The sequence below is a fragment of the Amphibiibacter pelophylacis genome (genome assembly GCF_037688875.1).
Lineage (GTDB): Bacteria > Pseudomonadota > Gammaproteobacteria > Burkholderiales > Burkholderiaceae_C > Amphibiibacter > Amphibiibacter pelophylacis.
In genome coordinates, this window is record NZ_JAWDIE010000029.1 from 1 (window position 1) to 25,358 (window position 25,358).

At 59.8% G+C, this 25,358-nt stretch carries 31 protein-coding genes; 15 read left to right on the forward strand and 16 right to left on the reverse strand.

Features of this window, described 5'->3' with window-relative positions; genetic code table 11:
• Positions 1 to 76 precede the first annotated feature (76 nt).
• The 14 genes from virB11 to RV045_RS13715 all read right to left on the reverse strand — a co-directional run bounded on the left by virB11 (position 77) and on the right by RV045_RS13715 (position 13,389).
• On the reverse strand, positions 77 to 1,144 hold the full coding sequence (gene virB11 / locus RV045_RS13650) for a P-type DNA transfer ATPase VirB11 (RefSeq protein WP_423236347.1): 1,068 nt from the start codon (positions 1,142 to 1,144) through the stop codon (positions 77 to 79).
• On the reverse strand, positions 1,128 to 2,288 hold the full coding sequence (virB10, locus tag RV045_RS13655) for a type IV secretion system protein VirB10 (RefSeq protein WP_423236348.1): 1,161 nt from the start codon (positions 2,286 to 2,288) through the stop codon (positions 1,128 to 1,130). The genes virB11 and virB10 overlap by 17 nt, the downstream gene beginning before the upstream one ends.
• The gene (gene virB9, locus RV045_RS13660) at positions 2,288 to 3,160 is read right to left on the reverse strand and encodes a P-type conjugative transfer protein VirB9 (RefSeq protein ID WP_423236349.1); all 873 of its coding nucleotides are present in this window, start codon (positions 3,158 to 3,160) and stop codon (positions 2,288 to 2,290) included. Before virB9 ends, virB10 begins: the two co-directional genes overlap by 1 nt.
• Complete coding sequence (locus RV045_RS13665) at positions 3,157 to 3,846, reverse strand: VirB8 family type IV secretion system protein (protein ID WP_423236350.1); 690 nt, start codon at positions 3,844 to 3,846, stop codon at positions 3,157 to 3,159. The genes virB9 and RV045_RS13665 overlap by 4 nt, the downstream gene beginning before the upstream one ends.
• A gap of 26 nt (positions 3,847 to 3,872) precedes the next feature.
• A complete protein-coding gene (locus RV045_RS13670; protein ID WP_423236351.1) occupies positions 3,873 to 4,037 on the reverse strand; it encodes a hypothetical protein in 165 nt (54 codons plus the stop codon).
• 136 nt (positions 4,038 to 4,173) lie between these two features.
• Entirely contained in the window at positions 4,174 to 5,256 is a 1,083-nt protein-coding gene (locus tag RV045_RS13675) for a TrbL/VirB6 family protein (protein WP_423236352.1), read from the reverse strand.
• 11 nt (positions 5,257 to 5,267) lie between these two features.
• Positions 5,268 to 5,564 carry an EexN family lipoprotein gene (locus RV045_RS13680; RefSeq protein WP_423236353.1) on the reverse strand — a complete coding sequence of 99 codons (297 nt, stop codon included), beginning with the start codon at positions 5,562 to 5,564 and terminating at the stop codon, positions 5,268 to 5,270.
• 101 nt (positions 5,565 to 5,665) lie between these two features.
• Entirely contained in the window at positions 5,666 to 6,379 is a 714-nt protein-coding gene (virB5, locus tag RV045_RS13685; RefSeq protein ID WP_423236354.1) for a P-type DNA transfer protein VirB5, read from the reverse strand.
• Between the two features lie 7 nt (positions 6,380 to 6,386).
• Positions 6,387 to 8,879: a VirB4 family type IV secretion/conjugal transfer ATPase gene (locus tag RV045_RS13690; protein ID WP_423236355.1), complete on the reverse strand. Its 2,493-nt coding sequence runs from the start codon at positions 8,877 to 8,879 to the stop codon at positions 6,387 to 6,389.
• Positions 8,880 to 8,885: 6 nt separating this feature from the next.
• On the reverse strand, positions 8,886 to 9,209 hold the full coding sequence (locus RV045_RS13695; protein ID WP_423236356.1) for a VirB3 family type IV secretion system protein: 324 nt from the start codon (positions 9,207 to 9,209) through the stop codon (positions 8,886 to 8,888).
• Positions 9,210 to 9,223: 14 nt separating this feature from the next.
• Positions 9,224 to 9,532 carry a TrbC/VirB2 family protein gene (locus tag RV045_RS13700; RefSeq protein WP_423236357.1) on the reverse strand — a complete coding sequence of 103 codons (309 nt, stop codon included), beginning with the start codon at positions 9,530 to 9,532 and terminating at the stop codon, positions 9,224 to 9,226.
• Positions 9,533 to 9,696: 164 nt separating this feature from the next.
• Entirely contained in the window at positions 9,697 to 12,003 is a 2,307-nt protein-coding gene (gene topA / locus RV045_RS13705; RefSeq protein ID WP_423236358.1) for a type I DNA topoisomerase, read from the reverse strand.
• Positions 12,004 to 12,012: 9 nt separating this feature from the next.
• On the reverse strand, positions 12,013 to 12,963 hold the full coding sequence (locus RV045_RS13710) for a lytic transglycosylase domain-containing protein (protein WP_423236359.1): 951 nt from the start codon (positions 12,961 to 12,963) through the stop codon (positions 12,013 to 12,015).
• 57 nt (positions 12,964 to 13,020) lie between these two features.
• The gene (locus RV045_RS13715) at positions 13,021 to 13,389 is read right to left on the reverse strand and encodes a hypothetical protein (protein WP_423236360.1); all 369 of its coding nucleotides are present in this window, start codon (positions 13,387 to 13,389) and stop codon (positions 13,021 to 13,023) included.
• 1,161 nt (positions 13,390 to 14,550) lie between these two features.
• Between RV045_RS13715 and RV045_RS13720 the strand changes: the two genes are divergently transcribed.
• The 5 genes from RV045_RS13720 to RV045_RS13740 all read left to right on the forward strand — a co-directional run bounded on the left by RV045_RS13720 (position 14,551) and on the right by RV045_RS13740 (position 16,495).
• Positions 14,551 to 14,913, forward strand: coding sequence for a hypothetical protein (locus RV045_RS13720; RefSeq protein ID WP_423236361.1), 363 nt, complete (start codon positions 14,551 to 14,553; stop codon positions 14,911 to 14,913).
• Positions 14,914 to 14,927: 14 nt separating this feature from the next.
• Positions 14,928 to 15,476 (forward strand): hypothetical protein, encoded by a 549-nt coding sequence (locus tag RV045_RS13725; RefSeq protein WP_423236362.1) that lies wholly within the window; start codon positions 14,928 to 14,930, stop codon positions 15,474 to 15,476.
• Between the two features lie 242 nt (positions 15,477 to 15,718).
• Positions 15,719 to 15,985, forward strand: a complete 267-nt coding sequence (locus RV045_RS13730; RefSeq protein ID WP_412473084.1) for a hypothetical protein — start codon at positions 15,719 to 15,721, stop codon at positions 15,983 to 15,985.
• Between the two features lie 8 nt (positions 15,986 to 15,993).
• Entirely contained in the window at positions 15,994 to 16,257 is a 264-nt protein-coding gene (locus RV045_RS13735; RefSeq protein ID WP_154048552.1) for a hypothetical protein, read from the forward strand.
• Positions 16,258 to 16,273: 16 nt separating this feature from the next.
• Entirely contained in the window at positions 16,274 to 16,495 is a 222-nt protein-coding gene (locus RV045_RS13740; protein ID WP_423236363.1) for a hypothetical protein, read from the forward strand.
• A 64-nt stretch (positions 16,496 to 16,559) separates the two neighbouring features.
• Here the strand turns inward: RV045_RS13740 and RV045_RS13745 are convergent, their stop codons facing one another.
• On the reverse strand, positions 16,560 to 17,255 hold the full coding sequence (locus RV045_RS13745; RefSeq protein WP_423236364.1) for a recombinase family protein: 696 nt from the start codon (positions 17,253 to 17,255) through the stop codon (positions 16,560 to 16,562).
• Between the two features lie 206 nt (positions 17,256 to 17,461).
• On the opposite strand from RV045_RS13745, the gene RV045_RS13750 reads away from it, so the two are divergent.
• From RV045_RS13750 to RV045_RS13765, 4 genes are all read left to right on the forward strand, one after another.
• Positions 17,462 to 17,815, forward strand: a complete 354-nt coding sequence (locus RV045_RS13750; protein ID WP_423236365.1) for an antitoxin VbhA family protein — start codon at positions 17,462 to 17,464, stop codon at positions 17,813 to 17,815.
• The gene (locus RV045_RS13755) at positions 17,790 to 18,776 is read left to right on the forward strand and encodes a Fic family protein (protein ID WP_423236366.1); all 987 of its coding nucleotides are present in this window, start codon (positions 17,790 to 17,792) and stop codon (positions 18,774 to 18,776) included. Before RV045_RS13750 ends, RV045_RS13755 begins: the two co-directional genes overlap by 26 nt.
• A gap of 35 nt (positions 18,777 to 18,811) precedes the next feature.
• Positions 18,812 to 19,072 (forward strand): hypothetical protein, encoded by a 261-nt coding sequence (locus RV045_RS13760; protein ID WP_423236367.1) that lies wholly within the window; start codon positions 18,812 to 18,814, stop codon positions 19,070 to 19,072.
• A gap of 67 nt (positions 19,073 to 19,139) precedes the next feature.
• Positions 19,140 to 19,400 carry a hypothetical protein gene (locus RV045_RS13765; RefSeq protein ID WP_423236368.1) on the forward strand — a complete coding sequence of 87 codons (261 nt, stop codon included), beginning with the start codon at positions 19,140 to 19,142 and terminating at the stop codon, positions 19,398 to 19,400.
• A 5-nt stretch (positions 19,401 to 19,405) separates the two neighbouring features.
• Here RV045_RS13765 and RV045_RS13770 read toward each other — a convergent pair whose 3' ends face one another.
• The gene (locus RV045_RS13770) at positions 19,406 to 19,741 is read right to left on the reverse strand and encodes a hypothetical protein (protein ID WP_423236369.1); all 336 of its coding nucleotides are present in this window, start codon (positions 19,739 to 19,741) and stop codon (positions 19,406 to 19,408) included.
• Here RV045_RS13770 and RV045_RS13775 point away from each other — a divergent pair.
• The 6 genes from RV045_RS13775 (at position 19,740) to RV045_RS13800 (ending at position 25,336) form a co-directional block, all read left to right on the forward strand.
• Positions 19,740 to 20,657, forward strand: coding sequence for a replication protein RepA (locus RV045_RS13775; RefSeq protein ID WP_423236370.1), 918 nt, complete (start codon positions 19,740 to 19,742; stop codon positions 20,655 to 20,657). The two genes, RV045_RS13770 and RV045_RS13775, sit on opposite strands and share 2 nt — an antisense overlap.
• A gap of 579 nt (positions 20,658 to 21,236) precedes the next feature.
• Entirely contained in the window at positions 21,237 to 21,758 is a 522-nt protein-coding gene (radC, locus tag RV045_RS13780; RefSeq protein ID WP_423236371.1) for a RadC family protein, read from the forward strand.
• A 381-nt stretch (positions 21,759 to 22,139) separates the two neighbouring features.
• Positions 22,140 to 23,447, forward strand: a complete 1,308-nt coding sequence (locus tag RV045_RS13785; protein ID WP_423236372.1) for a DUF3560 domain-containing protein — start codon at positions 22,140 to 22,142, stop codon at positions 23,445 to 23,447.
• 81 nt (positions 23,448 to 23,528) lie between these two features.
• Positions 23,529 to 23,711 (forward strand): hypothetical protein, encoded by a 183-nt coding sequence (locus tag RV045_RS13790; protein WP_423236373.1) that lies wholly within the window; start codon positions 23,529 to 23,531, stop codon positions 23,709 to 23,711.
• Between the two features lie 3 nt (positions 23,712 to 23,714).
• Entirely contained in the window at positions 23,715 to 24,107 is a 393-nt protein-coding gene (locus RV045_RS13795) for a class III extradiol ring-cleavage dioxygenase family protein (RefSeq protein WP_423236374.1), read from the forward strand.
• A gap of 341 nt (positions 24,108 to 24,448) precedes the next feature.
• Complete coding sequence (locus RV045_RS13800; protein ID WP_423236375.1) at positions 24,449 to 25,336, forward strand: DNA-binding protein; 888 nt, start codon at positions 24,449 to 24,451, stop codon at positions 25,334 to 25,336.
• Positions 25,337 to 25,358: the final 22 nt, after the last annotated feature.

Here is a 25,358-nt window from a genome sequence, read left to right on the forward strand (position 1 = left end):
AGATCCGTTGTCACCAACGCAAACAGCGCGCACAAGGCGCGCTGATCCTGGCTGATGGCCTTCGCCCGCATGCCTCTTATTCCTTCGGAGCCGGCGTGCGCTTCATCATCGGGTCATACCAGAGTTCGGTAATGTGCCGGCCCGCGCCGCCTGAAAGATCGTTGTGAACATGCACGACGACATCGACCACCAGATACAGCAGCCGTCGAATCACCGCGTAGGGCAGCGTCCGGCCCTGGCGGTTCTGCAAGACCATCAATGCCAGACGTTCAAACGTCAGTTCGCAGGAACCGGCGTGGCAGCTTGTGATGCTGCCACCGTGGCCCGAGGCGGCCACATTGATGAAGTCGAACGTCTCGCCGCTGCGCAGCTCGGCAAGCAAGATGCGCGTGGGCTTCATTCGCAGGCAGCTTTTCAGAAGCGCGGCTGCCGTGACCGGCGCGTTGTCTTCTTCCTTCGCTTCGCTGGGATAGAACAGGTGGACGTGGTTCGGGTGGCTTGGCAAGAACAGTTCGGGCACGTCTTCAATCGTGATGATGCGCTGGTCAGCCGGAATTTCCTGCATCAGCGCCTTCATGAACGTCGTCTTGCCCGAGCCGGTTTCACCAGCCACCACGATGACTTTTTCGAGCTGGACGGCCCGGCGCAGGAACTCGATGTAGTTGCCGTCTTCCTTGAGTCGCACCAACTCCGTTTCTTGCTCCGTCAAGTCGCCGGTCAGTGGCTTGATGTGCTTGAAGAAGCCTTGCTTGTCGTAGTCGTCCAGCGTGCGGATGCTGAACGACGGCTTGCGGATCGTGACCGACACCGTTCCATGCTCGCACGCGGGCGGCAGCACGATTTGCACGCGCTCCCCGCCCGGCATGATGGCCGAGAGAATCGGCCGGTTTTCCGAAACGTCGTTGCTGGAAAACTTGGCCGTGGCCGTCGCCAGTGACAGCAAGTGATCTTGCGTCAGGCCCGGCACTTCGTGCCGCTCCCATACGTTTTGCCGCTCGCAGAAAACCTCAAACGGCCGGTTCACGCAAATTTCCGTGATGGTCGGGTCTTCCATCCACTCCTTGGCAAATTCAAGGTGGTAATTGACCGAGGCGGCCCGGTCAATGGAAGCGATGTATTCGTTGCTGTTATTGCGCTGCGACATCGTAAACACTCGAAAAGTCCAAGTCGCGGGCAACGTAGATACCGACTTGCTCGCCTTGGTTTTTGTAGAGGGTTGGCGGAATGTTGATGGTGTTTTTCAACGCTTCCGCCGCCATGTTTTGGGTGGCCTCGCCAGTGCTGTTGAAATTGAACTGGCTGTTGCCCCCGCTGCCGGTGTTGGAGGTCAGCCCGCGTGCCACGTCGTCAACCAAGCTCAACATGAGCGCACCGCCGAAGCGTTGCCAAAAGTGGTTGTCGATGTAGCCGGGAACACCGCCGCCGCCGAGCTGGTCGGTGCCGGGCGAGTCCAGGGGGATGACGACACCGTTCGGCGTCTTGATCCGGCTCCACAGCACGAAGATGCGGGCCATGCCCTGGCGCATGTTGGCCTTGTATTCGCCCGTCACGGTCGAACCGCGTTCGATCAGCAGCACCTTGCCGTTGTCGCTGTAGATGTTGCGCGTAATGACGCAGGCCGTCATGCCGGGCACGGTCGAATCCAGGCGCGTTTGCAGGGCGCAGTCGATGAAGCTGCCCTTCGCCAAGATGAAGTTGCGGTTGCCGAGCATCCCGGCCTTGGGCGTGCCTGTCCGCGTCGAAGTAAGCATTTCCGCCATGCCACCCGAAGCGCCGAGGTCGCCGCCGCTGCCAGTGCCGGCACCCGCGCCGGGCTGGGCACCATCGCCGCCGCCCGCGCTCGACTTGGCCGAAATAGCCATGAGTGACGAACCGGACTTGTCCAGGGCCGGAACGGGCTTGCCATTGGCCGCCACAGGGCCGTTAGACGCGCCAGGAAGGGCCGGAGCTACCGCAATAGGGGCAGCACCCGCAGGAGCCGGCACAACGGGCGCAGCGCCCGGCAGGGGCGGCGGTTCCTTCGGCGCTGGCGGTTCTTGGAACGTGCGAGCTGGAACGGCACTTGAGAGCTGCAAGCTCTTTTGCGCTGCCGCCTCATTGGCCTTGGCCGCGTTCTTCTTGTACTTCCAGTATCCGACGCCGCCAGCGGCGCACAGGATCAGCAGCAGAACGATGACGATCAAGCCGCGCTTGGCCGTCGATGGCCCGGTTTCGTTGACGCTGGGCATGCCGCGTTCTTCGCCCGGCAACGAGTCAACGGCCTGTTCCGTAGTGTTTTGGTTGCTCATTAGTTGATCTCCCCGGCTTTGATGACGCGCTTCACGCCCGGAACCGTCGTGCCTTGATTGGCTGGCACGCCGTCAGGGTCGAAGCTGTCGTTGTAGATACCCACAACCGCGTTGCCGAGGCGCAGAACCATTTCCTTCGACACACGTTGCAGAACCAACGTGTCCGGCACGGCCGGGTCGATATGGCTGTTCACAAGGCTTTCCGTCTTATCAGCAGCCACCAAGAACGCCGAAGGGAAGTCCCGGTTGTTCGGGAACTTCAAGTAGGTGAAACGGCCGTCGTCATAGGCCATCGTCGGCGCGATGTTTTCCGACGCATCCCCGATCTGCATCGAGTAGTTCCAGTTACGAGGCTCGGGCTTGACATCGAGCTTGGCTTGCGCGCGATGCTTTTCGGCCAGCGCCTTTGCCGCCGCCAGTTCGTCGGCCGGATACCTGTACTCGACGCGGTAAGCGACACGGTTCGGAGGCGCTTTGCGGCTGTTGTTGCTGGGCAGCAAATGCAAGTCGATGTCGTACATGCGCAGGTTCGTTGTCACCATCAAGTTGGTGTCCCACTTCCCCGCTTCCGGGGCCATTGCCGGCACGCCCTGGCCGACGACGACAGACTTCGGCTTGATGTAGAGGATGTTCCGGCGATCCGAGAATTCCCAGCCTTGAGTAAAGCCCGAGGCCACATCCAGAATCGTTTCGCCAGGGGCGAATACGACGCGGGCACCGAGGCCAGCCACTGCGCGAACTACAACCACGTCGCCGGGGTTGTAGTTCACGTACTGGATGCGTTTGTCGAACTTCGAGCCTTGCGGCACATCGGCCGCGTGGGCGGCACCGAAGGCCGCCGAGAGCGCAAGAATCAGTGCGAGTCGCTTCATTCGACGCTCCCCACCATTTCAGGGTCAACGCGGTAGGTCAGCACCTGAAAGCCGAAGGGGTTCACCAGTCGGGCGCTTTCCTTGATAAGTGCCGTGCTGCGATACTCATAAGCCACCGTGGCGACCCACTTCGTCACGGTGCCCGGTGCGCCTTCCTGATCGACGCGCTTCGTCGTCTTGATGAAACGAACGGTGCCGGTGTTCTTGCCGGTCGGAACCACGCTCAGGATTTCGACCGTTGCGCGAACCGTCTTGCCATAGGTCTTGTCCAGGGCGTCTTTGCCTTCAAAGAGCTGGGCATAGCCCTGTCCGACGTTCGGCGAGGACAGCAGGCCGACCGTGTTGTAGTCGCGTTGCAGCGTGTACCAGTCGTAGGTTTCGCGGGCGCGCACGTATTGGGCGAGCCAGTATTTGTCCATGACTTCATCGCCCGTCACCGCCTTGTCGGTGATGGCCGTCACGATGTCGGGAACGCCCGTGGCGTTGTCCACGCGGATGACGTAGGGCACCGACTCTTTGAGCGGCATCATCATGGCGATGGCCGCGATTGCCAGGACGGCAATGCCTACCGAAGCGAAAGCAACGCGCCATGCCCGGCGTTCGGATTTTTCAACGGAGAGCACCCGCGAGGACTCCCAATTGATTGCCTGCTCGAAGACAGGCTTTTCATCAGTGGGCGTTTCCACCCGAGGTTTCTTTCCGAACATGCTTGTTACTCCCCTTTGGTTTCGTTGGTGACTGGTGCAGGAGCCGCAGGAACGGGCGCTTGCTGGTTGATCTTGATGCGGGGCTTGCCTTCGAGAGAAGGCAAGACCGCTTTGTTAGTCGCGCATCCCGCCAGGGCGACGACCAACAAGACGACAAATGCTTGCTTCATGAGCGGAGTCCTTCATTGATGTTGACAGGTGCAGGCCAGATTATACTATCTTTGCGGCCAAAGTGCCCTATCTTGGTTATCGTCGGGCGAAAAAAAGCCGCCCTGTTTTCGGTGAAACAGGACGGCCGTTTTGCCCTTATTGCTTGACAGAACCGCCAGTGGCTTTGCCCCAGTTCTTGCCCATGTTCTGCATGACGTGCTGCCGATAGGCCGGGTTCCACATCGTGTTCCCCGCGACCAGATGGTTTGCCCGCCGAGCCGTGACCATCATCCCCGATTGCATGTCGCGCCGCGTGGTCATCGGGTTGACGATGTTGCCTGCCGTCTTGGCGGCGTTCAGGCCGCCCGATACCGGCGACATCAGGTGCCGGATGCCCATAGCCGCCATCGAGACGCCACCGGCCAGCCCGGAGGCCATGCCGCCCGCTTGCAGGATGATCCAGCACAGAACGCCGGTCAGCGCGCCGATTTGCAGGGCCGCAAACATCGGGTTGCTGTCCCCGTCGCCGGAGAAGTCCGCGCCGGCAATGAAGGCATCGTATGCCTTCATGGCGAACGTCATCACGATTGCCATGATGACGATGGTCAGAACGTAGTTCATGACCTGGGAGAACCAGCTATCGAAGAACCGGGCCGTGGCCGGGAACATCAAGGCCACGATGAACAGCGGCCCAAGGGCGAACATCACCGCAAGCGAGAACTTCGCCACAATGACGACCGCGCCGCCGAGCATGGCGACCAGCACCGTGCCAGCGGCCACCACGATACCGGCGATGGCCCAGCCCAGGACAGAGCCGAAATTCCAGCCGGCTTCGTCGGCGCGCTGGAAGCAGATGCCGACCAGCTCGAAGCCCTTGCCCATCGACTGATCGAGGACTTGATAGATGTTCATCGGAGCGCTGCCGCTGGAATTCATCGCCTGCGACAAGCCGCCTTCCAGGCCGTTAATGGCGCTCATTACGCCGCTGATGTAGCCGTCAGCGGTCAAGGCGAAGAACGCAATGATGATGATCTTCAAGCACTGCTTCACGAACGTCCAAAACGGCGATTCGATGGCACCCGTCGAAATCGCATAGCCGGTCATGGTGATGTAGAGCGTTACCCCTGTCAGCACGACTATTTGCAGGGCGAATATGAGGCTGGACGCAGCCGGTTGAATGAACGCATCCGTTGCGTTCTTGACCGTCTCGCCAATGAATTGAAAAACCATCGGGTCCATGCTGTCCCCTCCTATTTCTTGTTGATGTCGTCAGCCGTCAATGGCTTGACCGGGCTGATGCCGCCGCCCTTCGCGCTCCATGTCGAGGACGAATCGGCGCGGCTCGCGTTCACGCAATTGGGCGTGGCGGCCAGCTCGCCGGGATTCGCCTTGCACTTCGCCAGGACTTCGGCGCGTTCGGTCTTGTGGGCCTTGTACCAGTCCACAGTTTGAACGACTTCGGCCGGCGCTGCCGGCTTGTCCTCTTTGCAGCCGGCCAACATCGACAGCGCGCCCGCTACAACCAGCAAAACGGTAAGTTTTTTCATTCGGTGAATCTCCTATGTGGGGACAGCGGGCGTGCTGCCCATCGTCATCGGGTTATGGTGACAGAAGCCGCACCAGGTGGCGCGGCTCCTGTCGCCAATGCTCAGTTAAAAGTCAGTGGCTGAACCTGAATCGGCTTCTTGGCCGCCCAAGTCTTGGCCTGAATCTCGCGTTGGCGCTGGGCCTGCACCTTTTCTTCGGCCGCCGCGACCATCGCGTAGAGCTGCAACTTGGTTTGCTCGTTCTGGATGTTCGCCTGTTCAGCGGCGATCCGGCCTTGCAGTTCTGCGATGGCCTTCGGATCGCTTGTCGCGTTGATTTGGCCCATGAGCTGGTCAATCTGGTTGATCCGGCTCTTTGCCTTGTCGTAGGCGTCCAGGGCAAAGCCCTTGTCCTGCGATGCTTTCACGGCCCGCGCTTCGCACGCCTTGCGCTGCTCGCCCGAGCTGACGCGCTCGCAGCTATCGAAAATCTTGTTGGCGTCGTACACGGCCTTGGCCGTGCCGCTCAGGCCGTCATAGCCGCCGTTTTTCACGGCGTCATAGACGCCCTGCCAGTCACCCGGCAGGTAATCCCGCAGCGCGGGATTGTTCATGATAGTGCCCAAGCCGCGCGAGCCAGTCAGCGATTCATATTGCTGCTTGGCCTGCTGGATCTGGCTCATCATCTGGTCATACTGCATCTTCCACTTCGCAATCGTTTCGATTTGCGCCGCGGCCTGTTGCGCGATGGATGCCCCGTCAGTGACGGGGATTTGCGCGAAGGCCGCAGAAGACATGAGCGCCGACAGCGTGACGCCGAGAAGAATCCTTTTCATAGAGTGGTTACCTCACCAGTTGAAGTTTTGAAGACGCCACGCGCGCCTTGCGGCGTTTATGGAACACTGGAAGCCAATCGTCCGGGTTGTCGCCAACTTCGGAAATGACTTCATCCAGCAGTTCGTTGTTATCGAGACTGCCCGACAAAATAGCCAGTTCATCATCAAAACCGCCAAGATCAAGACGCCCAATCATGGACGTGTGGCCTTGCTTGATAAGGAACATCCGGCTTTCCTCGCCCATGTTGCGGATGATTTCAAACTCCGCGACCGAGCATTTGAACCCTTCGGTGTATTCGTGGAAGTCCGCCTTCGGATTGGGAAGGTAGATTTCCGTCGCCACCTGTTGTACCAGGGAGGATGCGATTTTCGACTTCAACAAACTGCTGGGCATTTGCGTAGCGAACACGCCCAGGCCGTTCTGCTTCCGAATGGTCAATTGCTTGTTGCCGGCGAACTCCGAGAACGCTTCGTCATCGACCCACTTCCACGCTTCATCCATGAAGTACATGAAGCGGCGGCCGTCAATGACGGTATCCATGCGATGCAGCAGGTACATCGAAATGGGCGTGCGAACGTCGGCGTTGTCCAAGAAGTCCGTGCCGTCGAAGCCGTAGTTGCTATGCGTGGTGAAGTCGATTTCATCGTTCGGGCAGTCCAGCACCCAAGCGAGCGGGCCTTGCTTGCCCCGGCCGTCGTCGTAGCACCACCGCGAAAGGCGCTTCGCCACGCTGTTTTCGCGGTCTTCCTTGTCCGTGCCTTCGGTCATGTTTTGAAGCACGGTAGAGAGCCGGCGAAGCTGGCGAGGCATCCGCATGACGGTACGCACGGCATGGCTGATCCGGTGTTCATCCGTCGTCGTGACGCGGTTGTGTTCGCCCGACACCAGAACCTTAATCAGCTTTTCAAGGAACAGGATGTTGTCTTCCGTAGGCTCCATTTGCATGGGCTGGAAGCCGGTCGGCTTGCCGTTCTTCACCGAAAGGTACTTGCCGCCGATGGCCTTGATGCACAGCTTCGCGCCTTCGTCCTTGTCGAAGAAAACCGTCGTGAAACCCATCGGCGCGTTGGCCTTGAATTTCTGCGACTCGACCAGCAGCGCGTTCAGCATCACGGTCTTACCCGCGCCGGACTGGCCGATCATGCGGGTATTGCCGAGCAGCTTCTTATCGAAGCTGTCTTCGTCACCCTTCGAGTAGTGGAAATTGAAGTACAGCGGCTGGCCCGAAGGCGTCTTGAACAGCGTGACGGCATCGCCCCAGGGGTTGCCGTCGCGCTTGCCCGCCGTGAAGTTGTGGAAGCTCGACAGGCCGGCGAAATTCTTGCTGGTCAAGCCAGCAATGCGCGGCCGGTAGCTCCAATTGCAGGGCAATTGGGCGTAGAACGCCGAATCGGTCGCCGTCGCTACCAGGGCGGCCAGAAAACCGCGATCCTGAATGATCGTCATGGCCGACGTGGTGTTGCGACGCACCTTTTCCACCGAGTCGCCAAAGATCATGAGCGAATAGTGATATTCGCCCATCGTGAATTCGCCCTGAATGAGCTGGTCGATAGCGGTCTTCATTTGCGCAATCTGCGTTGCGCTGCCGTCTTCCGTGTTCTGGAGCTGCTTCATTTGCTTTTCCAGAAACTCTTTGCCCTGGCGCTTCTGCATGAAGCTATAGGACTGCGTGACGACGTACTCGTAATCCTCGTACATGAGGCCGTTCAAAATACCCGGCTCCGTGTGCGCGGTGTAGTCCTTGAAGTCCACGCACTGCGCATAGCGGGTTTTGGTCGGCGAGCGGATTTCAATCGTCTCGGTGCCGACGAACACCCAGGCGGTGCCCAGGTATTCATTCAGCGGTGCCGTGGGCACGCGCACTTTCTGCCATTCGCCAGAAATGAGGAAGTTCAGGAACGTCAGCGCATGCGAGTAGGTGATGGTGCTGCCGAAGCTGTCATGTTCTTCGTAGGTGGTCAGTTCTTCCAGGCCGTAGCGGCGCAAGCTGGATTCGATCTGATAGGCCACTTCATCCAGCTTGCGGATTGCCGCGCGCTGATCGTTCATGATTTCCGCGTGCGAACGCCGGGCCGTCTTCGCCATCGCCTTGTCCATGCGCGAGGGCATGGGGCGATAAACGACCGTCAAATACAGCTCGTTCGCCATCATTCGATAGCCGGCGAAGCTGTCGAAATACTTCTTGTCGAAGTCGCGGCAGAAGTTGCTTTCAAAGGTCGAAACCAGCCTGTCCGAAGTCTGGCGGCGCAGGTTGTGCGACCACAGCGCGACGTGGTTCGACCCGATGGAGCGGAACAACGTGTTCAGTTGATCCTTGCGCAGCAGCATATCTTCCGCGTCGGCCGTCTCGAAACTGATGCCGCTCAGTTTCCAGATGCGCAGAAAGTCACCGTCTTTGGTGACTAGGGTATTCGGCGAAACGTGACTGCTGTACGGAACAAAGGGCGCGACCGCCCTTTCATTGCTGACTTGCTTGAGATATTTGGGTTGTGCAGACATATCGCCTCACTTGCGTTTCTTGAACGCGAAAGGGCTGTAGGCCGACGCCTTCCAGAACTTCGCGTTGTGGTTGTAGTTGACTCCGCGAAACAGCAGTTTCAGGCCCAAGAGCCTGAACTGCTGATCGTCAGACTTGGCGATTTGCCGCATCGTCAAAACAATGGGGACGAGCGTTGCGGCGAAGAAGATCGTCGTCCAAACGCTCAGGAGGATGACCACGACCGAGACAGCGGCCAGCGGCACCAATGGCACGCCGAACATCATCGCCGGCCGCGTGCAACCCTTAAAGAGCGGATCGCGCGGGTCAAATTCTTCCATTGGTGCCGACATAGCCGCCCCTTCCCTTAGCTCAGGAGGTAGCCGGCCAGCTCGGCCGCGCCACCAATCAGGAGGCCGCCGGCCAGAATCTTGCCGCACTCGGCCATGTCGGCGTGCTTGAACAGGAACTTGTAGCCGGCCCACATGATGGCGATGGTGACGACGCCAATCGAGATACCGCGCAGGACGACCAGCACGTTTTCCACGAAGGTGTTCACCTTGTCCAAGCCACCTTGCGCGAACGCAGGTTCGGCGGCCATGAGAGCCAGGACCAGGAACACGGCCATGATGGAAAGCGCCTTGGCGGTGCTGTTGTTGTTGATCGTTGCTTGCATGTCGAAACTCCAAAAATTGTTAGTCAGTGTTGGCGGGTTGTCCGGCCCGCATACCGGGTTTGAAAGTCGTGTCCGTCTCATTGCATGGTCGATGGCTCCCCCTGATTGCGTTCCCCACATTATACGACAGTCGCCGCCAAAATATACCATCTTGGCAAGCAAATTTATGCTTTCTTGGTGACGGCTTTCTTCGCTGCGCGTTTGACGGGCTTGCCCTTGTCGTCATCCATGATGGTCTTGCAGCCGTCCTTGAAGCCGCTGCATCCCCACCAGTAGCCGTACTCCCCCTTGCGCCGATACATCGGCTTGCCGCAGGCCGGGCATGGGGCCGTCTTCACGGCGACGGGCTTGCCCTTTTCATCGTCCAAGAACGTCTTGCAGTCTTCACCAATGCAGAACCAGCCGAAGCCGCCCTTCGGCTTGCCGGTTTCCTTGTCCTTCTTCTGGTAGCGGCGCAAGGGGGCCGTCTTGCACTTCGGGCAGGTATGCACCGTGGGTTCGACGGGCTTGCCCTTGTCGTCGTCCATGAAGTGCTTGCAACCTTCGGTTGAGCAGGCCCACAGGAAGCCGCCGCCCGTCTTGCGCTTGAAGCGGCGCATGGTGCCGGTGCCGCACGTCGTGCAGGCGTAGGTTTTGCGCTCGACGGGCTTGTTGTCCACGTCGTCCATGAAGGTCTTGCACTCCGCATTCGTGCAGCACCAGAACGGCGTCTTGCCGGCCGGCGAGAAGCGCCGTAGGCCGCTTTCGCACTTCGGGCAAGGGAAGCGTGGCTTCATGGCCCCGCTGCTGCCTACGGCCTCAATATCGGCCTGCAACTGGACGAACGCGGGTTCGACCACCTCGACATAGCCGCAATTGCCATCGGCAATCACGTCAAGTTCTTCTTCCAGGCCGCGCGTGAAGGCCAGTTCGATGAAGGCGAACTCAGCCTTCACCAACTGATCGACCAGCAGCACGCCGGTTTCCGTGGGTTCAAGGAACCGCTTCACTTCGCCCAAGTAACCCTTGGACATGATGTTTTGCATGATCGCCGGGTAGGTGGACGGCCGCCCTACCCCTTCCGCTTCCAGCTTGGCAATCAAGCTGGCCTTGGTGAAGCGAGAAGGCGGCTTCGTTTCCTTGCGCAGCAGCTTGCCCGAGTCGGCTTGCTTCGCCGATCCGACATCGAGCATGGGCACCTTGCCGCCGCTGGCGTCGTCGTCGCCGCCTTCGTCGTCTTGCACGGCATCCTTGGCGGTCAGGACGCGCCAACCGGGTTCAACCAGCACGCGGCCCTTGGCCTTGAACTCGAAAGTTTCCGCGCCGTCCGTGGCTTCCAGCGTGACGGTGTTCACCTTGTACTTGGCATCGGCCAGTTGCGAGGCAACCGACCGTTGCCAGATCAGGCGATAGAGCGCGCGTTGCTTGTCATCTTCGCCGGCTTCTTCGACCTCGAAGTGTGTCGGCCGGATGGCTTCGTGCGCCTCTTGCGCGTCGCCCTTCGCCTTGAACTTGCGCGGCTGGTCGGGCAGCGCCCAGCCCTTGCCCTGGGCGAAGCTGCGAATCTCCGCGTTTGCTTCGTCGCTGAAATTCACGCTGTCGGTGCGGATGTAGGTAATCACGCCCTGTTCAAACAGCTTTTGCGCGAGCTTCGCCGTCACTTCCGGGTCAAGTTTCAGGCTCACGCTTGCCGCTTGCAGCAGCAAGGACGTGGAGAACGGCGACGGCGGCGACTGCTTCGCCGGGCCGCTGTCCGACTCCGTTACACGGAACTGGCGGCAGGCCGCCGCGCGGCTCGCAAGGGCTTCGTCCAGCACATAGGGCTTGTCTTCGCTGATGAACGGCTTGGTGTTCCATTCGGCTTGCCAGGACTCGCCATCAAAGGCCACAGACGCGCCGAAATGGCTTGTCTTCTTGAACGCCTTGATGCGGCGTTCCTGATCGACTACAAGGCGCACGGCCGGGCTTTGCACCCGGCCGGCCGACAGCGACATGCCCAGCATGTCGGAGAGCAGCGGCGACACCAGATAGCCATACATGCGATCCAGGGCGCGGCGCGCTTCCTGGGCATGAACAAGGTCATAGTCGATCTTGCGGGCCTTGTTCAGCGCCGCCCGAATCACGTCGGGCGTGATGGCGTCGAAGGTGACGCGCATGTACTCCGATTCGTCCAGGCCGAGCGTTTCTTTCAGGTGCCACGCGATGGCTTCGCCTTCACGATCTGGGTCGCTGGCGAGGTACACCATTTCAGCGTTGCGCGCTTCCTTGCGGATGCGGGCAACCCGTTCTTCGCCACCAGGAAAGGTGCGGCCCTGCACCGTCGCGGGCGGGATGAACTCATAGTTCAGCGTGAAGCCCGGTTGCTCGATGCCCAGGTCATTGTGCGGCAAGTCGCGGATGTGGCCCACACTTGCCATGACCTTCCAATCGCTGCCGAGAATGGATTCCAACTTTTTGATTTTGTTCGGGCTTTCAACCACCATCAATTTCATACATCCCCCTTAGAACACGATGGCCGAGCTGGCGGGCGCTGGCTTGTCGGCCGGTGCTTCATTGGCGACACCTTCGGGCTGGCCAGGCGCTGCGCCAGTCGCCAACGGTTGCAGCTTCGCCGCCCCGCTGTCGGCAGTTTTCGGACGAAGCAAAACCGGCGCATTGTCCGAAGGCAATGCAGCCGGTTGCGTAGGTTGAGCTTTGAGAGCAGCCGGGGCCGCTGCGCCGGCCGCCTTGTCAAACTGCGGCTTGGGGCCGCTGCCCGTCTGGATCGACGGAACTACGGGGATGGCCTTCGGCTGCACCCCGGCGCTGGTAAGCACCTTTTGCACGTAGCTGGGCTTGCCGGCCACGTCCGAAGGCAATGCAGCCGGTTGCGTAGGTTGAGCTTTGAGAGCAGCCGGGGCCGCTGCGCCGGCCGCCTTGTCAAACTGCGGCTTGGGGCCGTTGCCCGTCTGGATCGACGGAACTACGGGGATGGCCTTCGGCTGCACCCCGGCGCTGGCAAGCACCTTTTGCACGTAGCTGGGCTTGCCGGCCACGTCGGGCTTGAAGCCGCGAGTGAAGTTCCCCGAGTAGTAGCAGGAGAAAGCCGCGTGCAACGCGGCTTGAGGCTCAGGCGTGCGCTTGGAGGCACGCACATAGCAGTCTTCGAGAATTTTCGAGCCGACCCGGAGACTGGTGCAAGCGTCGAACGCTTGTTCGTAGGTGATTTGGTGCTTCGACAGGTTGTAGCGGTTGACCTGCGCCACGCCCAGCGAGAAGTTCCAACCATCCGTTTCGAGCTGCTGCGCAGTCGCTACGGCTTCTTCCCGGTTCTTGGGTTGCCGAGCGAGCCGTCCGCCGACAACGCCGATGGCGTAGGGGTTATAGCTCGACTCGACGTTGACGAGGGCCGCCATAGTCTGCGGCGCTACCGTCGGGGCGCACTCTTGCGCGAGTGCCAGAAATTCCAACATGGTTCCGTCTCCAATTCGTCACATCTTGACGGGAACCATAATATCATATCTTGGTAATCATAGATCACCTTTTTTGGTAGTCTTCTTGCCCTTCGTTGCAGGTTGTGGTTCGGGGGCCACTGGTGCCGCTGTCTCGCCTTGTGGCGGTAACTGTTGGTTTCGTAAAATCTCTACGCTGTCCGTGGGATAGGCCGTTTTCAAGTGATCGTTCAGGCGCTTCAAGTCCTTGAAAAGCCTGGGTTGCTCGCGTTCGCGGCGAGTAGTCAGATACCACTCTTTGTTTCCCGCCCATTTCAATTGAGCTACGACATAGAAGCCGTCCGGTGTTTCAGCGATGGTCAGTTTTTTCAACGTCTGCTGTTGCACGGCCAGTTCTAGATCGCCCTCCAAAATGCTGTTGGCGGGACTACATGGGGTTCGGTTCATGTGTGTCCTGTCGTTGGGTGCGGTCATGTCTGAAAGCATCCTATTTTAAAGCCAAAACGATGTATTTTGGTAGTCGTTCATAAGTAATCCGGTCGAAAAATTGTTGCAAGGCTGATGAATCATGCTCGCCCCGGCCTTGTCGGGTACGGGCTTTCGTGCTACGCATCGAGCCTTGTCCCAAGTCTCGACCCCTTCGGGCTTCAATCCCTCTCGTTGCGCGACTCCGCGCGCTTGGTGGCGGCTTGGCGACAAAATGACCGCCCGGGCCGCCCCTTCCTGTCGCCAAATTATAGCGTTTTGGCGACCAAAAGACGACAAGAACCTGATTTCTGTCACCAATGACGGCATCAATTCCTTGACGCCGGCCTGACATCCGTGGTCTGCGGTTTTCTGCCTTGATGAGCTATCAAAAATAGTAGTTGCGGCTTGTGGAGATTGTGGGCAACGGGCGACCTGTTGGCAGGGTGTGGGCAACCGCTTGCGGTTGTCCATCGCCCTGTCACCAGGGAACCGCGTAGCGGTTAGCCCGGAATCCGGCCGCGCCGGATTGTCCACAAATCCACATGCCCTGACTCCCGCTCACGTCACCGGACTTGGAGACAACGCGGCGACCTGGCCAGCTCCTTTTTGTCACCAAAAGAGCCGGGCCGGCGTGGTGACAGAAACCAGCGATCGAGGACGCGGCCGCGTCACCAACACCCCAGGCCCGAAGCCTTGGTGACAGATCCCGCCGGCGACGGCGGATCTGTTGTCACCATCCATGCACGCCGCGATGAATCGCCGCGTTCCAGGCACCACCGGCAGACTCGTTCCGAGACTGCCACCGGGCTTACGCCCTTGAACACCCCAAGGCGGGCGCTGCCCGCCTGTTCCAGCGGTTCCCGCTGAATTAGGCTGTGGTCACGTCCAGGCCGCCTTGCAGCGGGTTGTGCGGCTTCGCTGACCACCTTTCGCCTGCCCTAAACGGTAGTCCAGCCATGTCATCGCTCCAAGGGCCGGGCAAGCCCTGAAATCCTCACCCGTTCGGTACTCGCTGCGCTCCGTTCCGCGTGCGGCTTCCGGTTTCTCCCTTTCCGCGCTGCCCTGTCCGGCCCACCTACGGGCTTCACGGCGAAAGGCACTCAGCGAAGCAAGTTCACACAACGAAAGGCGGATACCGACATGACACACCAAACACAAATTCAAAAGCCGGCTCAAGCATCTAGCAAAGCAAGGTTCAACAGCCAAAACCAACCCGGATACATCTGCAAGAGCTGCGGGGGCGTGGCCCCTATTGGGATCGGCTATGCGGCCGGGAGCTGGGCGCGCGATGAATCCCGGACTTCTTGCGATTGTGGCTACAGCGTCAAGCCGGTGGCCGCGCCGGTTTCCTTCAATGCGGATGAACTGGCCGAGCTGGACGACGCGCTTGCGAACCTGATTCAAGACAAGGCCGATTACTGCTCGAACGAGGAAGGAACCGCCGAACACATCGAACGCCTGAAAGCCTTGCGCGCCAAGTTTGCCGCCCTGACCGCCCTTTGATTGGAGACAACACCATGACCCGTTTCATTCCCGCCAACGCTGAAACCCGCGAGTTCCCCGCCGCTGCCGTCGTCGCCTACTGCTACCAGAGCGACCGAGGCCCGGCATTCGTGGCTTACAAGGGCCGCCAGAGCAAGCCCGCCCGCTTCTGTGCGTTCCCGAGCGAAGAACGCCGGGACGCGAACCTTGCCGACTTCGTGAAGCAGCAGACCGAGGCGGAGGACTGGAAGCGCGCCCGCCGCGAAACCGGGCACGGCTTGGCCGTGGGCGACATCGTTTATTCGTGCTGGGGTTACGAGCAAACCAACGTCGATTTTTTCGAGGTTGTCCGCGTGCCGTCTGGCCGGTCGGCCGTCGTGCGCCAGATCGAAAAGGAAGTCACCGAGAGCGGGGCCGGCAGCATGAGCGGCAGGGCGATTGCGAAGCCCGGCCAGTTTCAGGCGACCGCCAAGGAGGCCACGCACCGCGCGGCTGGCCTGCACTGCCTCACTGGTGGCAAGTCGGCCCCCGGCAGTCTCAGCAAGTGGGACGGCAGGCCGCTTAGTGTGTCGTGGTACGCCTAACCGCCCGCCACGTTTAGACAAAAATAAAGCCGCGTTTGTGTGTTTTCATATACCAAGATTGTATATAATGGAATCACACAACGGGCAATTTGGTAAGGAGCTGGACCCATGAACAACGAGCGCCGCAAGCAGATCGAGGCCATCAAGGGCCGCATTGCCGCCCTGCTGTCCGAAGCCGAGAACATCAAGACCGACGCGGATTTGTCCGTGTCGCGCCGCTAACCCAATCAGGAGGCAAGACGATGGAAACCTATCAGCAGATACACGACTTCACCCCGGCCGGCGCGGAGCGTTTCGCCGCGTTCCTGGCCGCCCAGGCGCGGCCCGACGTGAACGCCGAGGCGTGCCGCATGGAGTGCCTTGGCGTCATGGAAGACAACTTGAACGGCAGCACCGCCGCGCCCCTGTCGTGGGAGCTGGGAGCCTTCGAGAGCGCCACCGGCAAGCCCGCGACCTTCACCGCCGAGCTGGCGGATTTGATCGTTGAAACCGTGAACCCGACCGAGTGAATAGCGCCATGCAGTCGATGACCCTTGAACAGCTTCGCACGACGTTTCACGCGGGCGGCTTAGCCGCCGCGCGAGTCGTTGCGACCGGCAAACGCTTTCACGCCGTGGCCGACACGAAAGGCGGCGACCGGGTTGTTTTGGTGCGTCATTCGGACACCACGGCCCGCGCTTTCAGCGACCCCGGCACCGCCCTTAAATTGCTGCGCGACATCGGCTTTCGGGTTGTCACCGTCGATATGACGGACTGGCAGCCCGGCCAAGGCGCGCTTTAGCCCAGGAGCAACCACCATGAAGACCCTGCGCATGATCGCCCTGCCGCTGCTGCTGGCCGTTCTCAGTGGCTGCGCCACGAACGGCGGCCCGTACTACTACGGAGGCACCGGCTACCGGATGCACAACATTGGCGGCCTGCCCGTTTCGGGTTCGCTGGGCGTCAACGTCACCCCGCGCGGCCTGATGTTCAATCCGAACATCGTGATTCGCCCGTCTTACGTCGATTGGAGGAAGTGATGGCGGATATTTTTGCAGACGCGGTTTCCGCGACCTATGGCGCGCAAGTTCGCATTTAGCGCGCTTATATGGATCGCCATCTGTCGCCATCCTTCGCTCGCAGCATCGCGCACACGAGCTTGACTTGGCTTTGACTGCACCCGGCCAGCTTCGCGGTTTCCGCGATGCTGTTGCCGCCCGCTCGCAGTGCTGCGATGCGTTCGTGCATGGCCGTGTCTGGTGGACGGCCGGCGTAGCGGCCCGCCGCCTTCGCCAGTGCGATGCCCTGGCGCTGGCGTTCGCGCCGGTCTTCGTAGTCGTCATGCGCCATTTGCAAGGCCAGCTTCAAGAGCATGTCTTGCACCGACTCAAGAACGATGCGGGCCACGCCCTGCGCGCTGGCCGCCAGTTCGCCCAGGTCGATGATGCCCGGCACCGCCAGACGCGCGCCCTTGGCGCGGATCGAGGCCACCAGTTTTTCGGCGTCTTCCAGCGGCAAGCGGCTGATGCGGTCGATTTTCTCGGCAACCACAGCTTCACCGGGTTGCAGATCGCCAATCATGCGCAGCAGCTCGACGCGATCCGCGCGAGCGCCCGAAGCCTTTTCCCGGTAGATGCCGGCGACGTAGAAGCCCGCCGCCCTGGCCGACGTGACGATGGCCTCTTGCCGGGCCAAGTCCTGCGCGTCGGTGCTGACCCGCATGTAGATGCGGGCCACCTTGACCGGCGCGGCCGAGCTGGACGCCTTGACCTCGACGGTCGGCTGTCGTTCGTTGGTCATGTCCTGCCCCTTGGTCAATTTGGGTATAGCCATCTTGTCCAATTGTAGGCGACCAGGCTAAAAATTCAAAGCCCAATCTAAATTGGCTACCTTGTTGTTAGCCACCCTAAATAGCCATGCATGTGCATTGACAATACAATGCACATGCATTAAAATAGAGGCTGGCTTATAAACCAAATTGCCATTTTTTGAAAGAGGTACACAACATGTCCAAAGAAGTGCAAATGACGTTCCGGGTTGAGCCGGAATTGCGCACGGAGTTTTCCGACGCCGCTTTGAGGGAAGACCGCCCCGCCGCCCAGGTGCTGCGCGAATTCATGCGGGCCTATGTCAACCAGTCGCGCAAACACGGCCACAGCCCGGCCAACGATGCCATTTCCCCGGCCGAGAGCCGCCGCCGTGAAGCCGCCGTGAACTTCGCGCGTTCGTCCCTGGGGCTGGAAGGCTTCAAGCCTTCCAAGGCCGCCGAGACGGGCGCACGTCAATTCATCAAGGGCGACATCCAGCTTACCGATTTTGTTCAGGTGAAGCCCGATGCAGAACAAGCCCACGGCCGCTAATGCGCTGACGGCCGAGCAGCGGCAGCAGCTCGAAGCCGATTACACGTTCAAGCGGATTGTCGAGCTTGAGCTAGACCCGGTGCGTGGCAACTTCGACGCCGCCCACTTGAAGGAGGTCAATCGCCGCATCTTCCAGGACTTGCCGGGCGCTGGCTTCGATGACGTGACGCCGGGCGAGTTTCGCAAGCCGGTTGCCGATGGCTTGGACTGGATGAAGCAGCGCGGCCTATCGACCGTGGAAGGCCCGTTCTATGTCGCCTACTCGCGCATGGACGAGGCCGCCACGGCTCGACTCGACAAGGCGCTTGAAGGTGCCAAGCCCGACGAGCTGCGCGGCTTGAAGACGCCCGAATTCACGGCGCGGCTCGCCAAGATTTACGCCGAGCTGGACTATGTTCACCCGTTCAGCGACGGCAACAGCCGCACGCTTCGCACCTTCACCAAGCAGCTTGCCAAGGAAGCCGGCTATGAACTCGATTGGGAGAGGTTCGGCCGTAGCGATGTCGGGCGCGATCTGCTCTACATCGCCCGCGACCGCAGCGTGATCGAGCTGGCAAGGCCGCACGTTCAACACGAAAACACCATGCGCAAAATCCTGCACACACAGGACAGGCTAGAAGGCAACCGGGCCTTGCCCGACCTGCTGCGCGATGCAGTACGGCCGAGCCGCGCCGTGGCCTTCGAGCAGTTGAGCGAACGGGAAGCGTTGAAGGAGCATCCCGAGCTGCAAGAGGCATACAAGACGATGCACGCGGCAGCGGCCTACTTCGCATCGAAGATGCCGGGCAAGCCCGACGCACAGGAGGCCGGCATTCAGTCGGTCATGAGCCACGTTCAGAACCGCTTGAACGCGGGGGAAACGGCGGATTTTCACCAGGGCCGTGAATCGGCGGCCCAAGCCAAAGAAAAGCAGCCCACGCAACCGGAGCGCACCGCGCCCGATGCCGGCCGCGACCGATGATGCAACGCACTTTTTTTCACGTCACAGGAGGTTCCATGTCCCGCATTTACGAAATCTGGAAAGCCTACGCCATGCTGGTGATCGAGGCGGTTTCGGCCTACTGCCGAAAGACCGAGCATTTGCCCGTCGTGGTGTCGCTGGGCCTGCTGCTGGTGCCCATGTTCGCGGCCGATTGGTTCTTGCCGCGCTGGGCTTCGTTGTCGCTGTATGCCGCCATCGGCTTGCCGCTGGCGTGGTTCCTGGGAACCCTGTTTTGGGTGTTCTTCACCCACGAATCGCAGCGCGCCGGCCGCTAAAAAGAAAAGGCTATCCGGATTTGAGTGTGTTTAGCCGCAGCGGAATCCGGTTACAGGAGAGACTTACATGAGTATCGCTTTCAATTTTATTGTGGTCGCACTGCTCTTAGCATTCGCCGGAAGCATGGCTCCGAGCTTGATGGGTGCCGCAACGGTACCCCTGTTTGGCAATGAGGTTCGCGCTGCCAGCGTCGTCATGTGTGTGGCGGTGTTTGGCGCATTGGTTTGCGGATCACTGGCCTGTTTCGTGGCGATTCTGGAGTTGCGAAGCCGTGCGACAAAAGAAAAGCCCGACGGGGTTAGCGCCGGACCACACTGGCCGAGCTGATCGAGTCAGGCAAGCTCTAATGGATCAAACACAGCCAAATCCGGATAGCCAAAGAAAAAAGCCAGCAGATGGGCGAATCTGCCGGCTTTTGCCATCAAACCACTTAAAGGGACGGGTTCAATGACTTCCGCTAAGACTACCACATTCGATGAAGCCGCGTACACAGAAGACCTAGTGCGCGCGGGCCTTAAGAAGGCCCAGCCAGCGCCGCCAGAGGCGGCGAAGCCAGCCGCCGCACCGGCAGCACCCGCCGAGCCAGAGAAGCCCGCCACGGCCCGCAAAACGGCCCGGCGTGGCACCAAACGCGACGAACTCAGTTCGCCGGGCGCGATGGTGCCCATGTCGGCAGTCTTCGACTACCGAAACGGCGAAATACCGGAGCGCGTGCGCGAGCTGATCGAAACGCACCTTGCCATCGAGGCCCAGGACGCCAAGAGCGCCGGCACTCTTGGCTTTATGACCCGCTCCCTTGCCATTGCGACCTTGCCTCATCGCAAGAGCGGCGATTTTCGTTTCGTTCGCCGTAACGGCGACTTCACCTTAACTATGATGACCGCGCATCCGCTTGGGCTTCCTTTCGGCACCCTCCCCCGGCTGCTTCTGACTTGGGTTTGTACCGAAGTTGCTCAGAGACGCGAGCGCGTTCTATCACTTGGCAACAACCTGGCCTCATATCTAGCCGAGCTAGGCTTGCACAACACAGGTGGCAAACGAGGCGACATTACGCGCTTGAAGCACGCCATGACAACCTTGTTCAGTTCCGTCATTTCCTGCCACTACGAGGGAAAAGATTCTTTCGTGCTGCAAAACGTGCTGCTTGCTGACAAAGTGGACTGGTGGACGCCACAAAACCCGGAGGATGCCGGCCAATGGCAATCGTCGCTGATGCTGTCAGAGCCGTTTTTCAAAGAGTGTATCGACCATGTATTGCCATTTGACATGCGGGCCGTGCGTGGACTTCGCCAGTCTCCGCTTGCTCTCGATATTTACGTCTGGCTGACCTACCGCATGAGCTACCTTTCAAAACGGACAACAATTCCTTGGGTGGCTCTAGCAGGTCAATTTGGGTCTGGCTATGCCATGACTGAGCAAGGCTTGCGCGATTTTAAGCGTGCTTTTCTGCGAGAATTAAAAAATGTACTTATCATTTATCCGCAAGCAAAAGTTTTAGATAGTGTTATTGGTCTGGTGCTTTTCCCAAGCCCTCCGCATGTCGCTTTTAAGTCAAAGTCGCCACAAAATAGTTTTGGCTTCTGATTTTCATAAATAAAGAGGATTCGCCATGTCAGATTTTATAAACCAAACCTTTTATACAGTTAAGCAGTCGTCTGTTAGCGATCTTCTAAACGCGCAGAAAACGGATTGTGTTTTGAGCGAGCTTCAACTGCGAGCTAAATCATCCCTGCAAGATACTCTGGCGTTGTACCGCTCAATTTATGGGTCCCAAGCTGCTGAAAAATTTTCACAAGATATAAATAATATACAATCATGAATTTTCAATGCAAGATCAAATTGGCTTTGAAGATGAACGTCGCACCTGAATCTGTGATAAATAGCTGAATTCTATTGCTCACCCTTGAAACCAAGGGACGGGCTTTCGTGCTTCGCATCGAGCCTTCGCTAAGAGCTTGTCTCGACCAGTCGGCGTCAATCCCTTTCGGACGCGCTATGCGGTTTTTTGACTTGCCTATTACCTCAATTTTATCACGCAGTTCTCAGTTTCAAGGGCTGCGCTACGCTTGCGGATTAGTCATCCGTTCCACCCTTGATACTTGCGCTGCTGCATGACACTTTCGGTTTGAGGGCAATCCGCCCGATGTTCAACCGGAGTTTCACATGCAACAACTGCAACTTTCATTCGATAACATCGACGACGATAATACACTGTACGTTCGGGATTCACATGGCTCCTATAGCCTGGCATCGCCTTCACAAATACTCGCCGCCGCACGAACGGCGGCAGATTCATTGGCCCGAGTGGGCCAAGAATTTAGCAGTCCGCAAGCGGTTAAAGACTTTCTGATCGCCAAATTGGCTGGTATAGAGCACGAAATTTTCGGCGTTATTTTCGTCGATAGTCGGCATCGACTCATCGACTACAAAGAAATGTTTAGTGGAACTATTAACGCCGCGTCCGTTTACCCGCGCGAGGTCGTGAAAACAGCGCTTCGGCTTAACGCCTCTGCACTAATTTTCACCCACAATCATCCGAGTGGAGACGCTTCGCCAAGCGAAGCTGATAAACGTCTAACAAGCCAACTGCAAAAGGCGTTGGCCCTTATTGATATTAATGTACTCGACCACATTATTGTGGCCGGTACTAAAACTCTCTCGTTCGCAGAACGAGGAATTCTGTGAAGTAAAGGGCCAAAGCCCTTTACTTCACAGATTATTTTTAGATATTAATTTCCCACTAAAGTAGGCGCCAGACTATGCTGGCGCCTTTTGGTGTTTCAGCTAAAGCTGAATTAGGCCGTAGTCATGTCCAGGCCGCCTTGCTGCGGGTTGTGCGGCTTCGCTGAATACCTTTCGCCTGCCCTAAACGGTAGTCCAGCCATGCCATCTCTCCAAGGGCCGGGCTGCGCCCTGAAATCCTCACCCGTTCGCACTCGCTGCGCTCCCTTGCGCTGCGGCTTCCGGTTTCTCCCTTTCCGCGCCGTCCTGTCCGGCCCACCTACGGGCTACACGGCGACAGGCACTCAGCGAAGCAAGTTCACACAACGAAAGGCGGATACCGACATGACACACCAAACACAAATTCAAAAGCCGGCTCAAGCATCTAGCAAAGCAAGGTTCAACAGCCAAAAACCGAAGGCCGAGATGCAACAGAAAGCCCTTAAAAATGCCGTGTCTGGTGAAAGCCTTGCGAACTATCAAGCGATCTTCGACGGGTTCGCCGCGATGGGCATCGACATGGCCGACGTTGAACCGCGCGTGAACGTGTTTACCTTCAATGCGTGGAAGGCGCTGGGCCGCGTGGTGAAGAAGGGACAGCATGGCGTCAAGATTGTGACCGTGATTCCCTGCACCAAGAAAGACCGCGAGACGGGCGACGAAGTGCCGGTAAAGAAGGTCAAGACCACGACCGTTTTTCATGTATCGCAGACCGAGGAAATCGGAGGCGAGCCGACCGACGACAAGGCAAGAGTGGCCGACGAAACCGCAGCACCCGAGGCAGCAGCGCAAGCCGTGGCCATTGTTGAGCAGGCCAAGTCAACAGCAGCCGATGAACCGCGCGAACTGAACGCTTACGAGGCGCGCATCGAAGCCAGGCGTGAGCGGTACGAAGCGCGGGCGAGCAAGGCCCAGGACGAAAGCCGGGCACTGTATGGCCGGGCGCGCAGCATGGCCGAGGTGATCCCCTTCGGGCAACCGATCCTTGTCGGGCACCACAGCGAAACCCGCGACCGCAACTATCGGAACCGGATTCACAACACCTTCGGCAAAGCCTTTGCCGCCCAGGACAAGGCCGCACACTACGCACAGAAGGCCGCGAGCGTGGGCACGGGTGGCATTTCCAGCGATGACCCGGACGCCATCAAGAAGCTGCGCGCCGAGCTGGCGAGCGCCGAGAAGTCGCAAGAGCTGATGAAGGCCGCGAACAAGGCCATTCGGGGCAACAAAACACCGGAAACGCAGGTTGCCGCACTGGTGGCCTTTGGCTTGACCGAAGCGCAGGCCGCCGAGGCAGTGAAGCCGGACTTCTGCGGCCGTGTCGGTTTCCCAGGCTATGCCCTGTCGAATAACAACGCCAACATGACCCGCATCAAGGGCCGCATTGCCGAGCTGGAAAAGCGCAGCCAGCGGGCCGACGTGGAGCGCGCAGGCGATGGCTTCACCTACCGCGAGGACACCACCGAAAACCGCGTGATGTTCGTTTTCGACGGCAAGCCGGACGAGGCCACCCGCGCCATTTTGAAACGCGAAGCCTTCAAGTGGTCGCCGAGCAGGGGCGCATGGGTTCGGCAGTTGAACAACGCCGGAATCTGGGCAGGAAAGCAAGTTTTAGAGCGGTTGAATGTTGCCAAAATTGGTGACGCGCAATAGCCAAGATTGTATAATTTGGATAGTTGTAAAGACCAAGCCTAGCCCGGTAAAACCGGCTAGGCCCCACCGGGAGAACCAGCCATGAAATTCTTAGATGACCTGATCGTGAGCCTTGCCGTTCGCATCCTTCGCGCCGTGATGGCAGTCGGTGCCGGGCTTGTGTACGTCCAGTTTTTCGTCCTGGCTTTTCTGGTGGCGATGGCTGGAACCGTCACGCTGGCCGTGATGCTGGCGGCAGCGAAAAGCGCCCTACTTGAAGGCTAAAGAATGGCAACGAAGAAGAACCACACGGCCGAGCTGGCGAAGCTGGCGGCCGACGTGCCCGGCCTGATCGACGCCTTGGAAGGCGAGATTGCCGAGGTTGTCGCCGGCATGGCTTCGCTGAAAAAGGCGGGCTTGATCTACGCAACCGAGCATTGGCGCAAGGGGGCCGATGGTCAGCCGAAATACTTCTATCTGCTGTACCCACAGAAGAACGGCGAGCCGCGCCGCCGCGACTACATCGGATGCGATGCGGCCAAGATCGAGGAGGCCCGCGCCGGCATCGTGCGCGCCGAGCAATACGACCGACTGGCCGCGCAGCATTCGGCCCTTGAATGCCGCGTGCGCCGGATCGCCGACGCACTGCGCGAAGCCCGCCGCTATCTGGCGGGCAAGTGACCCACACCACAACAGGCACTGGACGCGGGCGCTTCCGCCCTGCGCGCCATCAATGACGGCCACGCGCTGCCCGTCGATGACCTGATTGCCGGCCCAGGCCGCTACGCTTCGCCGTTCGATCTGTTCGACATCCTGCACCGTGCCCGCCTGCTGCTGAACGTGCCGGCCTACGCTCGCCAGCCCGAAGGCCGCGCCGACGCTGGCCGCCTGCTGCCGATGCTTGAACGCATCCGCGCCGACCAGTGACCACACGGCCGGCCAGCACCGGCCCTTTTTTTCCCTTGTGCCATAGTAATAATAATAGTATTATTACTCTTATTCTTATCGAAAGGAGCCGACAAATGGCCTTGTCCCAAGAAGTCAGAGAACGCATTTTTGCCGCCGCCGACGCCCTGCACGCGGCCAGCCAGTCCGGCGACTTCCCCAGCGTGGAGGCCGTGCGCCAAGAGAGCCGCGCGAGCATGAACAGCGTCGTGGAGGCGATGAAGGAATGGCGGCAGAACCAGCGCAAGCAGGTTCAGGCCGTGCGCGAACCGTTGCCGGTGGAGCTGCACGGCGTCTTGCAGACTGCCGGGCAAAGCCTTTGGGAAACGGCGCAGCAACTGGCGAACGAGTCGCTAGACGCGGCCAAGGTTGCCTTTGAAACCGAGAAAAACGACCTGATCCAGCTATCGGCCGAGCAGTCCGAAGCCTTCGAGGCCCAGGCCGGCGAGCTGGAAGCCGCCCAGGCTCGCATTGCCGAGCTGGAACGCCAAGCCACGGCCGCAGCCGAGGCCGCCCAGGCGATGGCCCAGGAGCTGGACGAGACGCGCCGCGCCCGGCTGGCCGCCGAGCAGGACGCCGTCCTTGCCAAGCAGCGGGCCGAGGAAATCGAACGCCGAGCGGCCGAGCTGCGCGCCGAGCTGGGCGACCGGCTAGCCGCCGCCCAGGGCGAGACAGCCAAGGCGCAAGCCGCTCTTGCCGGCGTCACGGCCAAGGCCGAGGCCGCCGAGCAGGCCCACGCCGACCAGCGCAAGCGCGCGGCCGAGGAAGTCCACCGCACCGCCGAGCGCATGACGAAGGCAGAGACGGAGCGCGACAAGGCCCGCACAGAGGCCGCCACAGCCCGCGAGGAAGCCGCAGCCCTGCGCGGCGAGCTGGAGGCCACCAAGACCCAAAACGCCGGCTTGCTGGCCGCGTTGAAGCCCTCCCCTGCCCCCAAGGGCAAGGGCGGCACCGCCAAGGACTGATTGGCGACAGCTTCACAACTTG